The sequence below is a fragment of the Mucilaginibacter sp. JRF genome (genome assembly GCF_015223065.1).
Lineage (GTDB): Bacteria > Bacteroidota > Bacteroidia > Sphingobacteriales > Sphingobacteriaceae > Mucilaginibacter.
Window position 1 is genome coordinate 125890 of sequence record NZ_JADFBY010000010.1, and the last position, 14680, is coordinate 140569.

Consider the following 14680-nt stretch of genomic DNA (forward strand, 5'->3'; position numbering starts at 1 on the left):
AGGGATGTCAGTACGAATAGGAAATATTGATCTGGGAGAGTTCCCGCTGTTGTTGGCGCCGATGGAAGACGTGAGCGATCCGCCGTTCCGTTACGTGTGCAAACAAAACGGCGCGGATATGATGTATACGGAGTTCATCTCGTCCGAAGGTTTGATACGCGATGCCGCCAAAAGCATCAAAAAGCTCGATATTTTTGAGTACGAGCGCCCTATCGGCATCCAGATATTTGGCAGCGATATTGACCATATGCGCGAGGCTACCGAAATTGCCACACAGGCAGGTCCTGACCTGATGGATATCAATTATGGCTGCCCGGTTAAGCAAGTAGCCTGCCGCGGCGCCGGCGCCAGCTTATTGCAGGATATTGATAAAATGGTAGCCATGACCAAGGCCGTTGTTGAAGCTACCCACCTGCCCGTAACGGTTAAAACCCGCCTGGGCTGGAATGATGATACCAAGAATGTTTACGAAGTGGCCGAACGCTTACAGGATGTAGGCATAAAGGCGCTTACCATACATGGCCGTACCCGTGCCCAAATGTACAAAGGCGTGGCCGACTGGACATTGATACGCGATATTAAAAAGAACCCGCGCATACACATCCCTATTTTTGGCAATGGCGATATTGATTCGCCGCAAAAGGCTGCCGACTGGCGCATGGAGTATGAAGTGGACGGAATGATGATCGGCCGGGCATCAATAGGCTACCCCTGGATATTTAGGGAAGTAAAACATTTTTTTAAGACCAGCGAATTTTTAGAAGGCCCAACCGTTGCCGAACGCGTTGAGGTGTGCCGTACCCACCTTGAGAAATCAATTGAGTGGAAAGGCCTCAAAACCGGCATTTTTGAAATGCGCAGGCATTATTCAAATTATTTTAAAGGCATTAATCACTTTAAGGAATACCGCATGCGTTTAGTGACAGCGGCCACCATTGATGAAGTGCAGGACATACTTTCAGAGGTTGAATTGAAATATTCGGCAGAAATGGTGTGATTTTTGCCATGATTATTTTAAATTTGATTTAACACCAAGAATCTTTGATCATGGTTACCACGATAACTGACGGCGTGAGGGTTTCAGTTGAAACCATATACCAACCCGAATATTCCAATCCGGCGAACGATCATTTTATGTTCGCTTATAAAATAAACATCGAAAACACGAGTGCTTATGCTGTGCAATTGCTTAGCAGGCACTGGCTGATATTTGACTCGAACGGCGTAAAGCGCGAAGTAGAGGGCGAAGGCGTAGTAGGCCAACAACCGGTAATTGAGCCGGGCAGCTCGCACGAGTACGTATCAGGCTGTAACCTGAAAACCGATATCGGCACCATGAAAGGCGAATACCAAATGGTGCGCCTGCTGGATAATGCCCAGTTTGATGTAATTATCCCTGAATTCCATCTGGTAGCTCCGTATAGGATGAATTGATTTTTTTTTGAGAATCGAGAGTTAAGAAGCAAGAATTAAGATAGTAGAAACTACAAATTCAGAATAAAGAGAAAGCCCGATTGATTATTTCAATCGGGCTTTTCATTTGTCTTATTTGTTGAATCTTAATTCTCGATTCTCAATTAGTCCCTTCTCCCAAAAAGAAACTGAGCGTAATACAGCAATGTTGCTAAAGCACTTAGCGCTGCTACAACGTAGGTCATGGCTGCCCACCACAAGGCGTCCTTGGCTTGCGCGTGTTCCTCGTTGGTTTGCATTACGTTATAGTTGTTATTTAACCAAGCCAGGGCGCGGTTACTGGCATCAAATTCAACAGGCAGCGTAATAAAGCTGAATGTTGTTACTATAGCCAAAGCCGCAACGCCAATAGCCAGCACCCAGGGTGTATGAGCAAAAAATAGCAGCAATATACCTATAGTAAGCGTCCACTGCGTAAGGGTTGATGCCACATTAATTACCGGTACCATAGCCGAGCGGAATGTTAACCAGCCATAAGCCCTGGCATGCTGCACAGCGTGCCCGCACTCGTGCGCGGCAACGGCCGCGGCTGCAACACTGCGGCTGTGGTAAACATCGGGGCTAAGGTTAACCGTCTTATCGGTCGGGTTATAGTGGTCGGTAAGCTGGCCTTCAACTGATATTACACGTACATCGCTAATACCATGATCGCGCAGCATACGCTCAGCTATCTCAGCGCCCGACAGGCCTGAAAGCAAACCGATCTCAGAGTATTGCTTGAATTTGCTCTTAAATCGCCACTGAACAATAAAGCTCACAACGGCAATGGCAAGCATCAAAAATATGGCGGAGTTATAAGTTATAAATCCGGTTATAAAAGCTAAACTTATCATCTTTTAAATTTTATACTAATGTATATTCAAAAAGCATTCCGTGTATTTAACAAACGGTGTAGCTAAGGGTTTTTGTGTGCTGATAAGTTTAATTACGCTGTAAAATGCCATTAATGCATATAGCTAATGCCAAAATAGCAGGGTTTGTAATAACTCTCTAATAAGTAATAAAACAATAAAGGCTCTCAGTTTTTTGAGAGCCTTTATTGTTTTATAAGCTATTGATCCATTTTACCAGATCTTCGCGGCTTTTGCCAAGCTTTTGTTGCAAGCGGCCAAGGGTTTCATCATCCTTGCCTTCCTCGTGTTTCAGGTCATCATCGGTAAGGTCGCCATAGGCTTGTTTTATTTTGCCTTTCAACTCGTTCCAGCCGCCCTTTAATTCTAACTTATCCATAATGTTTTTATTTAAGATGTGTGATGATAACAAGCCGCGGCAGGCATTGTTTGTTGAATCTAAAGATGAGCAGGGCTATAAAAAAAGAAAATCCCCCACACAAACCTGCGTGGAGGATGATCTTTGTATAAGCAGAAAAATACCCCTATTTTTTATACGATACGAACCGGCATGCTGTTGCGTATCATATTTCTGCTGCTACAAATATCTGCCCGATAGCATAAATGCAAAATACCCACTTCACGGTATTTTATATGAACTTAAACCCATTTAAATACCGTGAAAAAACGGTGCCTTTTTATTTTGTGTGCTTAGTAGCTTTACACCCCAAGATCAACACCCTTATTAATTTAATTAAACATTAAAATGGCAAGTAAGTTTCAACAGCCCGATGTAACACGCGCACAACTTGAAAAACTAATGAAAAATTACCAACGTACCGTTAAAAGGATACGTAAAGGTGATAAAGAGGAAATATGCAGTGATTACGATCCGAAATTCGATTCAAAATGTGTATGGTTCCCTCGCGAAGCTGTTGAGCAGCTTTTTAATGATAATAAGGCTGACGGCCTTCGCATTTATTTTGGTGTGCACGACTCGGAAGATCTGCCAACACCTGATGACGACAGATTAACCGTTGTTTTGGTAGCTACCCGTTACGAGGATGGTAAAAATAAGGATCAGTTAAATGATGATTCTCTATTGAAAAAGAAAGAGCTTGTTGGAGGTGGAGGTCCCGGATATGGATTAAATCATGCGGCTATTTGCCCTCCATCAAATTGCCCATAATAATTATATGCTTCAGTATATCTATCTTTTTTTCGAAATGCTGTCATTAACAGTGGCAGGAATACAATATAAAAGAATGTCGCATACCCCGTATGCGGCATTCTTTCCGTATTTACTATTCATCTGTATATTCGAGGTATGTTCCGTTTATCATCTTTTTGTGATCAACCATAACAATGCCTGGATCAATAATATGGTTATCGCTATAGAATTTGCTTTCTTCAGTACATTCATAACCAAAACTCTACCTCAACGTTTGCATAAAATGCTAACAGGTATAATTGTGGGTGTAATAGCTTTTACAGTTATCGATATTGTTTTTATTCAAGGGTTTTGGAACATGGCTACTTTTGCCATAATCGTACAATACAGCACACTTATTACGCTGGTGTGTATGTATTTTTACCATTTAATGCAGCAACAAACTGATCAGCATATATCACTGATACATATGAGCGACTTTTGGGTGAATACCGGGTTGCTATTTTTTTGCCTGCTCGAGTTCTGTTTCTTTTGCGCGTTATCGTATATGGTATCCCGTAAAAGCTATTATTACTTCGAGTTGTGGGTGATAATATCTAATATGGCCAATTTTATTTTGTATTCTTGTCTGGCAGTATCATTTATATGCTTCAGTCGCAAGAGAATCTCCTACTCATAGTTGTTGGCACCATCCTGCTTTTGCTGATGGGTATATTTATTATTGGCTTTATGTTCTTCTATCAACGTAAGCATAATGCCTATGTTAACGAGCGTTCGCTTATGCGCATGCAGTTTAGTCAGGAGATGCTAAAGGCACAGGTGGAGATACAAGAGCAAACCCTCAGCCACATAAGCCGCGAGATACATGACAACATCGGGCAGGTACTCTCATTCGTAAAACTTTCATTATCCTCATTAAAAACACTCGACGAGCAGCAGCGCCATCAAAAAATTGATGATAACCGCGAACTGATCACCCAGGCCATAAGCGATCTGCGCGATCTTTCAAAAAGCCTGAGCTTTGAGCGCATAAAAAGCCTGGGCCTGCAAAGCGCTATCGAGGCCGAACTTGACCGTGTTAACAAGAGCGGTCTTGTAAAAACCAAGCTATTATTTGATGGCGAGCAGTACCCCTTGGGTGCCGAGCGCGAACTGGTATTATTCCGCATATTTCAGGAAGGGTTAAACAACGCGCTGAAATACTCAAATGCACAAAATTTGGCCATAAGTTTGAATTATAGTCCAAATCTGTTTATTTTGAGTATTGAAGATGACGGCGTAGGTTTCGAAGTTGCCGATAAGCTGGGCGAAAACAGTGGATCGGGACTTAGGAACATGGAGAGCAGGGCTGCTATTATTGGCGGTTCGGCTAAAATAAACAGCCAGCCAGGCAGCGGTTGTAGTATTAAAATTTCGCTTGACCCCTTAGCAGAACAGAAGTATGTTAACCGAAACCATCCAGATAGCACTGGTTGATGATCATAGGCTTTTTAGAAGCGGCATTGTTTCACTGATAAATAATTTAGGCGGATTCAACATTCTGTTTGAAGCCGGCAACGGCGAGGAACTCACCCGAAAGATATCGCCCAAAAATAAACCCCACGTAGTACTGCTTGATATTAACATGCCCATAATGGATGGCATTGAAACGGCCAAATGGCTGCGCGTAAATCATCCGGATGTGTATATCATTGTACTATCCATGTTTGAGGATGCCGAAAAGGTGCTGGCTATGGTGAGGCTTGGCGTAAAAGGCTACCTGCTTAAGGATGCCGAACCCGGCGAGTTTGAAACAGCCCTTAAACGCGTTGCCGAGGGCGAGGTTTATTACCCCGATTTTGTTACCCGCCACCTCATAAACAACTTTAACGAGCAGGCTGCTGATGTAAAGCTCAATAACCGCGAGCTGGAGTTTTTACGCCTGGCAGGTACCGAACTTACCTATAAGGAAATTGCCGACCAAATGTGTGTTAGTGTGCGCACGGTTGATGGTTACCGCGATCAGCTTTTTGAAAAACTGCAAATAAAAAGCCGTGTTGGCCTGGTATTATACGCCATAAAAAACAAGATGATAGAATTGTAATTTGCTAATATTTTTAGCAAATTTGTGCTATGGCACATGAGGATAATCCGGAGTTTTTTAAGGGCAGAGGGGCGCAGGTAAACACCCATAACAAATTTTTAAAGAGCAAATATGTATTAGAGCATATTGAGGGCCTTGATGAGCCCATGCTCGAAAATACGGCTACGCAGTTGTATGAGGAATCGCCGAAGAAAATTGTAAGCGAATCAAACAGTCCCGACCTGAGCCATATGCACTCTATTAACCCCTACCAGGGTTGTGAACATGGCTGTATATATTGTTACGCGCGCAACAGCCACGAATACTATGGCTTTAGTGCCGGGCTCGATTTTGAGCGCAAGATAATTGTTAAGCGTAATGCCCCCGAATTGCTTGAGCAATATTTTAATAAAAAGAATTACGAGCCGGTTTGCATCGTGCTATCCGGCAATACTGATTGTTATCAGCCTATTGAACGCCGGTTAAAAATTACCCGTCGCCTGCTCGAAGTATTTTTACGCTACAAAAACCCGGTAAGTTTTATCACCAAAAACAACCTGATACTGCGCGATGTGGATATACTGGCCGAAATGGCCAAGCTTAACCTGGTGCATGTAAACGTATCCATCACCTCGCTGAATGAGGATCTGCGGCAAAAGCTGGAACCGCGTACCGTTACCGCGACAGGCCGATTGGCGGTTATTCAAAAACTATCGCAAATTAATGTGCCGGTAAGGGTTATGGCGGCACCAATCATCCCCGGATTAAATAGTAGCGAGGTACCCGATATTATCAAGGCAGCGGCAGACCGTGGAGCCGTATCGGCCGGGTTTACCATTGTTAGGCTGAATGGCAGCATAGCCGAAATATTTACCGACTGGGTGCACAAAGCTTTCCCCGACAGGGCTGAAAAGGTGCTAAACATGATACGTGCCTGCCATGATGGGCAACTTAACGACAGCAACTTTGGCCGCCGCATGAGCGGTGATGGTAAGATTGCCGAATCAATACACCAAATGTTCAGGATGGCATGCAACCGCTTTATGGCCGGGCGCGAAATGCCACCTTTTGACTATACTCATTTTACACCTAAAAATGGCAGGCAAACAAGTTTGTTTTAATGCCCCTTATCCACCACAAAAAAAAGTCCCGGACAGGGTTGCCTGCCGGGACTTTTGAATATTGTAAGATACTGTCTTATTAATGTACGCCTCTGAACAAACGGCTCCAGCGTATTTTGCTGAAGAATGATTCGTTACTATCCCAGCTCATCCAAATGAACAGGGCCTTGCCCACAATATGATCCTCGGGCACAAAACCCCAGTAGCGTGAGTCGGCCGAATCATGGCGGTTATCGCCCATCATCCAGTAATAGTTCATTTTAAAGGTATAGCTGTCGGCTTTTTTACCGTTGATGGTTATTTCGTTGCCGTTTACCTGTACCTGGTTATTCTCGTACACCTGTATGGCGCGTTTGTAAATAGGTATGGTCAGGCTATCGAGCTTAACCGTCCACCCTTTTTTAGGGATGATGATAGGGCCGTAGTTATCAACATTCCACTTATAATGCGGATCGTTAGGGAAAACCGGCAAAAACGGATCGTCCAGGTCACGCGGCGAAATATTTGGAGTAACGCCTTTAATACCCGGATAAGCGCGCAGTTTTTTAGCCGCGTCGGTGGTCATGGTCAGGTGCCCGTCGCCGTTATAGTCAGATATATTCAGCTCCTTATACACATCCGGGTTGTACTCGCCGCCGCTGGTGGTACTAACTGAGTAATCAGTTTGTGCTTCAGGCGGGTTGTTGGCCATTTTGCCGTTTACGTAAACCTGCGCGTTAAGTATGGCCAGTGTATCGCCGGGTTCGCCCTGGCAACGTTTGATGTAATTCTCGCGCTTATCAACCGGGCGGTAGTATGGCGAATCGGCCTCCATCGGGTAGTTGAATACCACGACATCGCCACGTTTAACATCACTTAAACCCGGCAAGCGGTAGTAAGGCAGCTTAATGCCATCCCAATATGCTTTGGTATTTAAAACAGGCATGGTATGGTGCGCGAACGGGAATGATATCGGCGTCATGGGCATACGTGCGCCGTAATTTACCTTGCTTACAAACAGAAAGTCGCCCACAAGCAGTGAACGCTCCATGGATGGGGTTGGTATGGTATAAGCCTCAATAAAAAAGGTACGTATCAAGGTGGCGGCAATTACCGCGAACAATATGGCATCGAACCACTCGCGCGAGGCGCTTTTCTTTTTATTAGCGTCTTTCTTTCGCCAAAATCTCCAGTTCATTAGTATAATTTATAACTGATTAAATATCAAACTTAAACATATCGTGCACGGTATAAAAACCTTTTTTAGGTTGCAGCCATTCGGCGGCTAATACCGCGCCCAGGGCAAAACCATTACGGTTGTGTGCCGTGTGCTTGAACTCGATGGTATCAACCTCCGAATCGTATATAACGGTATGGGTGCCCGGTACGCTATCAATACGGTGCGATTCTATCAGTAACTGTTCAGGCTTCAAATTATCATCAGTATGCGCGGCAGGGTCTTCAGATATCAGTATGTTAGCCCAATCTTTCTTGCTGTCAATGTTATCTAAAATACCTTCGGCAATGGTGATTGCCGTTCCGCTTGGCGAATCAAGCTTATGTACGTGGTGTATCTCCTCTACCTGTACATCATAGTACGGGTAGTTGTTCATTATTTTGGCAAGCAGTTGGTTTACCTTAAAAAACACATTTACGCCCACGCTAAAGTTTGATGCATACATTACCGAGCCATTGCCTTGCAGGCAGTTTTCCTTTACTTCGACAATATTATCATACCAGCCTGTGGTGCCTACAACTACCGGCACACCGGCCTTAACACAAGTAGCAATATTGTTAATTACCGAGCCCGGCGTAGTAAATTCAATGGCGGCATCGGCTTGTTGCAGGTTCTCTACGGTAAGCTCGTGCAGGTTATCGTTATCTATCTTTAAAACGATCTCGTGGTTGCGGTCAGTGGCGATCTTTTCAATTATCTTACCCATTTTACCGTAACCTAATAGCGCAATCTTCATTTTTTATAGTTGTGATGTTTTTGCCGTTAAGTTAGCATTTAAAAGGCAAAGGTAACTTTTATAGCCGGAACAAATGCAGTATTAAAATTACCCGCGTACATAGGCTGACCTATCAGGCCCGGGCGTACTTTGAACGACAGGTTATCATCCATACTATACGAGTGGATGAACTTGGCATCAATGTAAGCATCTATCATTTGTATGCCCCAGCCGCCCAGCATACCTAATATAGCCAGATCGCGGTTACGGCGGTAGCTGTTCACGGCGTTCTCAATAAAGGTATCGCTCGCGGTGCTGAATGCCTGGTATTCGGTATAGTATTTATCGCCGGGTGATGGCTGCTCGCCACGGCGACGGTATTGGGCAATGGTTAAAAACTGGCTGTAGTAGTTTTGGTTGAATATAATGGCCGAGCCTATTAAACCTAAACCTCCGTAAACTATAGGCACTTTCCACCATTTATGGTTATATAACTGCCCCCAGCCCGGTATTATCAGCGAGCGAATAACCGCCTTATGCGGACTATGCAAAGTATCAGGCTGATTTTTAAAGTTATCCCTCACTGCCGATGGCGCCAGACGGGGTTTGGCAGGTTCCTTTTTTACTTTAAGGGTATCGGCAGGTTTGGCCACCCCGGCGGTATCAGGAGTTTGCGCCTGTGCACTAACGGCTAAACCGGCCAGCAATAAAAGGATAAACAGCTTTTTATACATTATCAGTCAAATCTATAAATACTACGGCATTATCTGAAAATAAAATGCACCCGCAGCTATCTATCAACACTAAAAACGGCTAATTATTACAGGCTTAACAAAATTATAATCAGCTGGCCGAATATTTTACCGATTGTTTACGCAACAGGCTAATAACGCAGTAAGCGCCGATCATGGCCGGTATAAACAGCAGGAACGAACGTTGCAGCAGCGTAAATATCGGGATGGCTGTTTTAGGCACTATTTTACCGAACAGTACTGATATACCTACCTCGGCAAAACCGCTGCCACCGGGGCTCGGCGCAAAGTAGATCATGAACTGGATGAGTATCTGTATCGAAATAACCTGTACCAAACTGGTATGAATACCCAGCCCCAGCAGGATAACATATTGCAGGCAGTATTTATTTAGATACAGCAAGGTGGTGATCAAGATACTCAATGGAAACAGCCACGGGTTTTGCTTTAATATAACCCGGCAGGTTTGCTGATAACGCGCTATGTTAGCGCCCGATTTTTCGGCCCAGTTGTATAGGTTCTCTTTTTTCTTCGGGAATATTTTTGATAGCAGCTTCGCGATCTGTTTAATGGCGGCTGCTATCCAAACCGGTTTCCAAAAGGCCAGCAAAAAAGCGATCAAAAACAAAAAGAAGAATATAAAGCCATATTGCAGCATGGCAGGCACTATGCCGCTTACATAGCTGGTATCCATCAGCATAATGGCAATGAAACCCGCGGCGGGCATAAATATCAGTGTAGCCCCCATGTTGATAAGGCTCACGGCAAAGGCATCAATAAAAGTAACGCCGTTGCTGGTATACATATAAATTTGAGCGGGCCCCGCGCCGCCATGCGCCGGTGTTACCGCCCCCATGAACATATTGGCCACGTTAGCCCTGAAACTTACCCATTGCGACACGCCCGGCGCCAGCTTTTGTATGTAGATGTGGTTGCGCCATCCGCCCAGCATCAGATCAACAAACAGCATGATGAGGCAAATGATGATGTACTTGCCCGATATGTGCGAGAGCGCCTTAAGTGCATCGCCGGTGTTGTTATAAAAAAAGATGCCTGCTATAGTAGCGATAGTGATTAGCGCGAACCAAAGCGAACCTTTGATGATCAGCTTTTTATTGAAAACCGATTCCTTTTCAGGCTCCTTATCTTCGGTAACGGCGGGTGTGGTGGGGTTAGTTTGCATAAGGTTAAAACAGGGGTTCGCCTTCGGATGATTGTGGGGTGATGCCTTTCCATTTCAAAATGGTATTGAACAGATCGGCGGTGCGGGCAGGGTGCGTAGCCCAGTCCTTTTGATTGTAAATTAATGGCACGTGCATGTGCAGCCTGTGCAACGAACCATGCGAGCCCAGATGCTCCGGGTATTCCCAAAAATCGCGCAGATCATGGCCCAGGCTGGCGCTCAAAACAATATCGCCCGCGCGGCGGCTTTGAAACAACTGATGTATCTGGAACAAGGCATCCGGATATTCGCCCTCAAAAGTAGCCTCCAATGCCGCACGGTGACCGGTTACGGTTACATCACCGCCAAGCTTAAGGGTATCGGCCGTTTCGGGGCGATAGCTGTAGGTTTCACCCTCCTTTTTTATCAGAGCGCGCCCATCCTGATTGTGTACATAATAAGTGTTCTCGGCTTCGCCGCGATAGGTGGAGAAGTCGATGGCGTTCTCGTTCAATAATTTATCAAAGCGCTCCTTACCCATCAGCTCGAATATCTGCTTTTCGCGCAGTACATGGTCGCCTTTATGATCAAGCAAATGTACAGCGCCAAATGAGTTGCCCGAAATCATTACAGCTGATTTGGGGTTGCTTTTCCAGATCACGGGGTAGTAAACAGATTTCAGTCCGTTGTTGGTGAACCAATCGCCCACATCCAAATGGGTATGGGTTGGTGTCAGGCCATGGTCGGATGTTAATACAAACAGGGTATCATCCCATTTGCCCTGCTTTTCGAGCAGCGCCCTTACCTCAGCCAAACTGTTATCTACAATTTTATATGCCTCGATGGTACGCGAGTCGCGAACATCATGGTAGTGCGAATCCCAATCAACACTCGGGAAAACGGCGAACAGAAAATCAAAATCCTTGCCCGATTGCAGCATCTCCATCACACGCTGATGCCCCTGGTGGTCAACCGGGTGATGGCGTTTCCAGAAATGCGCGCGGGTATACAGCAAACCCTTACCTTTTTTACCCAGGTCATACTCATCCTTAACATTACGGGTGATCATGTTGTACAGGTTGTACGATTCGCCCATCAGCTCAAACAGCGTAGGCTTATCGGCAGGCATATCGGTATTAAAAAAGGCAGCCTCGGGTCCGCAGTACGATCGCATGGCCATTTTGTTCCAGCGGGTACGCTTAAACTCCTGCTTATCAAACCAGCGTATACCGGTAATACCCATAGTGCCCGGAAAGTGCCCCGTTAAAAACGGCAGATACGCCGGCCCTGTGGTTGACGGAAAGCAACTTGTGGCCTTGCGGATTGTGCCCTCGTCAATAATGCGTTTTATATTAGGTAGAGTGCCATTGGCTATCAACTCGGGCATTATCTCGCTGTGAGCGCCATCAACCAGGTAAAAAAGCACCCGCTTTTTATTCGTCATAAATTAAATCAAGTAAAAAAACTGAACGACAAAAAAAGGCTGATGTTGCCATCAACCTTTGCCTATAACCGTAAAAACGGCTTTTTATTTTAATGCAATGTGTTTAAGAGCGCCTTAAATATATGCAATTTTATAATTCAAACTTAACAGTAACTACCAATCCAGCATTTCGAGGATGCGGTTCAGGTCATCTTCGGACAGGAAAGGTATCTCGATGCTGCCTTTACCCTGCGTATTCATTTTAAGTTTTACACGGGTGCTGAATTTTGAGGCCAGCTCATCCTGTATTTTTTGCACCTGGAAGCTTAATGGCTCAGGCTGTTTGCCTTCCTTTTTTACCGGGTTGCGTTGTGCCTCGCGTACCATCTCCTCGGTTTTACGTACCGATAGATCGTGGCTGATGATCTGCTGGTGAAAATAAAGCTGCTTTACCGGGTCGCCAACGTTTATCAATGCTTTGGCGTGCCCCATAGTTATCTCGCCATCGCGCAGCGATACCTGTATGGCAGGCGGCAATTTAAGCAGGCGCAGGTAGTTGGTAACTGTCGAGCGGTTTTTGCTTACACGGTCGCCAAGTTCTTCCTGTTTCAGATCGAGTTCATCCAACATGCGCTGAAAGCTCAGGGCTACCTCAATAGCATTCAGGTTTTCACGCTGAATGTTCTCGATAAGTGCCATCTCCAGCATTTGCTGGTCGTTAGCGGTACGTACGTAAGCCGGTATGCTAACCAGGCCGGCCATCTTTGAAGCACGCAAACGGCGCTCGCCCGATATTAGCTGGTAGTGGTTATGCCCTGCCTGGCGCACGGTAATAGGCTGAATAAGCCCTTGCAGTTTTATCGAATCAGATAGTTCGGCCAGTGCCTCGCTGTCAAACTCGGTACGTGGCTGATAGGGGTTTACCTCTATCAGGTCAATCTTTATCTCATTAACCGAGCCTAAGCCACCCGCTTCTGAGGGTTGCGTGGCATCGGTGTTAGTTCTTTTATTATTCGGAAGTACATCAACAGAGTCGTTCAGCAGCGCACTTAATCCTTTGCCCAGGGCCTTTCTTTTTTCTGCACTCATGTATTATATACTCTCTGTAGTTTCCTGTAGTTTACTTTTAACCAGGCCGTTTTTGCTCACAATTTCGCGGGCAAGGTTAAGGTAATTGATAGCGCCTTTACAATTAGCATCGTGCATAATTACCGATACACCAAAGCTTGGCGCCTCGCTTAAGCGGGTGTTGCGCTGTATAATGGTATCAAATACCATATCCTCAAAATGAGTACGTACTTCTTCAACCACCTGGTTTGACAGGCGCAGCCTCACATCATACATGGTTAATAATATACCCTCGATCTCTAAGGTAGTATTCAAGCGCGATTGAACAATTTTGATGGTGTTCAACAATTTACCCAGGCCCTCTAACGCGAAATACTCGCACTGTACCGGCACAATTACCGAGTCGGCAGCGGTTAGGGCGTTGATGGTGATAAGGCCTAATGATGGTGAGCAATCAATGATGATAAAATCATATTCATCGCGCACGCTGTCAAGCACCTGTTTCATTTTGTATTCGCGACCGGCCAGGTTGATCATCTCTATCTCGGCACCAACAAGGTCGATATGCGCGGGCAGCAGATCAAGGTTTGGGGTATCCGTTTTCTGGATAGCCTCATGCGGATCGATCTGATTTATGATGCACTCGTAAATGCTGGCTGTTATATTTCGCGGGTCAAAGCCAATACCCGATGTAGAGTTGGCCTGCGGATCGGCATCAACCAACAGGGTTTTATATTCAAGTACGGCTAAACTTGCGGCCAGGTTAATTGATGAAGTGGTTTTACCCACGCCACCTTTTTGGTTGGCCAAAGCTATTATTTTACTCATGCTTTATTTTTCCTTTACAATCAAGACTTATAATAACGAAGAATAGCTACATAAATTCTACCTTCGTAACGGTTTTTTACCGGATGCTAAGATAAGTAATAAAACTCATCGGCAATCCACAGTAAATGCCAACTTACAAACAAAATTTAACATATTAATGCCTTAAACGCGTTGGTATAACCTTAAAACCATCAGTTGTTTATCGCATAGTAAAAACCAGCATCATTACCGTGATCACCATTATATCATCAACAAACCGCGAGGGTAGCGCCACCTTAAAATTGGCCCAATACTATAAAAAACGCCTTGCAGAAAAAGGGCAGGACGCCCGGGTGTTTTCGCTTGAGGAATTACCGGCCACCCTTATAGCTACCGACCTTTATGGCAAGCGCAGCGAAGCCTTTAAACCCATACAGGAGATGATAACGGCCACGCAAAAATTCATATTCATCATCCCTGAATATAATGGCAGTTTCCCCGGCATATTAAAAACATTTATTGATGCCTGCGCATGGCCCGATAGCTTTTATGAAAAGAAGGCCGCACTGGTAGGTGTATCATCGGGCAAGTACGGCAACATACGCGGGGTTGATCACTTTACCGGTGTATGCAACTACATGCACCTGCATGTGCTGCCGTTAAAACTCCATATTCCATCCATAAGCAAGGAGTTTGATGCTGATGGCAACCTGTTTAATGCTGATACTATAAAGTATACTGAGGAGCAGATTGAAAAGTTTGTGAAGTATTGAAACCTTACCCCTCTTATATCCTCCTGGAGGCGAGGGCTCTAATATTCGCGTCCTTGCGAGGTACGAAGCAATCCTCGAGCGACTTATCCCGAAGAATATCCTAAAGA

The 14680-nt window shown here is 45.1% G+C and carries 16 protein-coding genes; 7 read left to right on the plus strand and 9 right to left on the minus strand.

From position 1 onward, the window contains the following. Positions 1-4 precede the first annotated feature (4 nt). The gene (dusB, locus tag IM792_RS19145) at positions 5-997 is read left to right on the plus strand and encodes a tRNA dihydrouridine synthase DusB (RefSeq protein ID WP_194103517.1); all 993 of its coding nucleotides are present in this window, start codon (positions 5-7) and stop codon (positions 995-997) included. A gap of 50 nt (positions 998-1047) precedes the next feature. Then, positions 1048-1434 carry a Co2+/Mg2+ efflux protein ApaG gene (gene apaG / locus IM792_RS19150; protein WP_194103518.1) on the plus strand — a complete coding sequence of 129 codons (387 nt, stop codon included), beginning with the start codon at positions 1048-1050 and terminating at the stop codon, positions 1432-1434. A 143-nt stretch (positions 1435-1577) separates the two neighbouring features. On the opposite strand, the gene IM792_RS19155 is transcribed toward apaG, so the two are convergent. Together IM792_RS19155 and IM792_RS19160 are read right to left on the minus strand one after the other, a co-directional pair. Then, the gene (locus IM792_RS19155; RefSeq protein ID WP_194103519.1) at positions 1578-2306 is read right to left on the minus strand and encodes a zinc metallopeptidase; all 729 of its coding nucleotides are present in this window, start codon (positions 2304-2306) and stop codon (positions 1578-1580) included. Between the two features lie 211 nt (positions 2307-2517). Continuing rightward, positions 2518-2703 carry a CsbD family protein gene (locus IM792_RS19160; RefSeq protein WP_194103520.1) on the minus strand — a complete coding sequence of 62 codons (186 nt, stop codon included), beginning with the start codon at positions 2701-2703 and terminating at the stop codon, positions 2518-2520. Between the two features lie 366 nt (positions 2704-3069). Here IM792_RS19160 and IM792_RS19165 point away from each other — a divergent pair, with 366 nt between their 5' ends. The 4 genes from IM792_RS19165 (at position 3070) to IM792_RS19180 (ending at position 6657) form a co-directional block, all read left to right on the plus strand. Next, a complete protein-coding gene (locus IM792_RS19165; RefSeq protein ID WP_194103521.1) occupies positions 3070-3492 on the plus strand; it encodes a hypothetical protein in 423 nt (140 codons plus the stop codon). A gap of 627 nt (positions 3493-4119) precedes the next feature. Next, entirely contained in the window at positions 4120-4950 is an 831-nt protein-coding gene (locus IM792_RS19170; RefSeq protein ID WP_194103522.1) for a histidine kinase, read from the plus strand. Then, complete coding sequence (locus IM792_RS19175; RefSeq protein WP_194103523.1) at positions 4916-5557, plus strand: response regulator transcription factor; 642 nt, start codon at positions 4916-4918, stop codon at positions 5555-5557. The genes IM792_RS19170 and IM792_RS19175 overlap by 35 nt, the downstream gene beginning before the upstream one ends. A gap of 29 nt (positions 5558-5586) precedes the next feature. Then, positions 5587-6657 (plus strand): PA0069 family radical SAM protein, encoded by a 1071-nt coding sequence (locus tag IM792_RS19180; RefSeq protein ID WP_194103524.1) that lies wholly within the window; start codon positions 5587-5589, stop codon positions 6655-6657. 79 nt (positions 6658-6736) lie between these two features. On the opposite strand, the gene lepB is transcribed toward IM792_RS19180, so the two are convergent. The 7 genes from lepB to IM792_RS19215 all read right to left on the minus strand — a co-directional run bounded on the left by lepB (position 6737) and on the right by IM792_RS19215 (position 13821). Further along, complete coding sequence (gene lepB, locus IM792_RS19185) at positions 6737-7834, minus strand: signal peptidase I (protein WP_194103525.1); 1098 nt, start codon at positions 7832-7834, stop codon at positions 6737-6739. Positions 7835-7853: 19 nt separating this feature from the next. Continuing rightward, entirely contained in the window at positions 7854-8609 is a 756-nt protein-coding gene (gene dapB, locus IM792_RS19190) for a 4-hydroxy-tetrahydrodipicolinate reductase (protein WP_194103526.1), read from the minus strand. Positions 8610-8647: 38 nt separating this feature from the next. Continuing rightward, the gene (locus IM792_RS19195; protein WP_194103527.1) at positions 8648-9322 is read right to left on the minus strand and encodes a DUF5683 domain-containing protein; all 675 of its coding nucleotides are present in this window, start codon (positions 9320-9322) and stop codon (positions 8648-8650) included. A gap of 109 nt (positions 9323-9431) precedes the next feature. Beyond that, positions 9432-10523, minus strand: a complete 1092-nt coding sequence (locus IM792_RS19200) for a flippase-like domain-containing protein (RefSeq protein WP_194103528.1) — start codon at positions 10521-10523, stop codon at positions 9432-9434. 4 nt (positions 10524-10527) lie between these two features. Continuing rightward, a complete protein-coding gene (locus IM792_RS19205) occupies positions 10528-11946 on the minus strand; it encodes an alkaline phosphatase family protein (RefSeq protein ID WP_194103529.1) in 1419 nt (472 codons plus the stop codon). Between the two features lie 153 nt (positions 11947-12099). Beyond that, complete coding sequence (locus tag IM792_RS19210; RefSeq protein ID WP_194103530.1) at positions 12100-13014, minus strand: ParB/RepB/Spo0J family partition protein; 915 nt, start codon at positions 13012-13014, stop codon at positions 12100-12102. Positions 13015-13017: 3 nt separating this feature from the next. After that, entirely contained in the window at positions 13018-13821 is an 804-nt protein-coding gene (locus IM792_RS19215; RefSeq protein ID WP_194103531.1) for an AAA family ATPase, read from the minus strand. Between the two features lie 230 nt (positions 13822-14051). Between IM792_RS19215 and IM792_RS19220 the strand changes: the two genes are divergently transcribed. Continuing rightward, entirely contained in the window at positions 14052-14573 is a 522-nt protein-coding gene (locus IM792_RS19220; protein ID WP_194103532.1) for an NADPH-dependent FMN reductase, read from the plus strand. Positions 14574-14680: the final 107 nt, after the last annotated feature.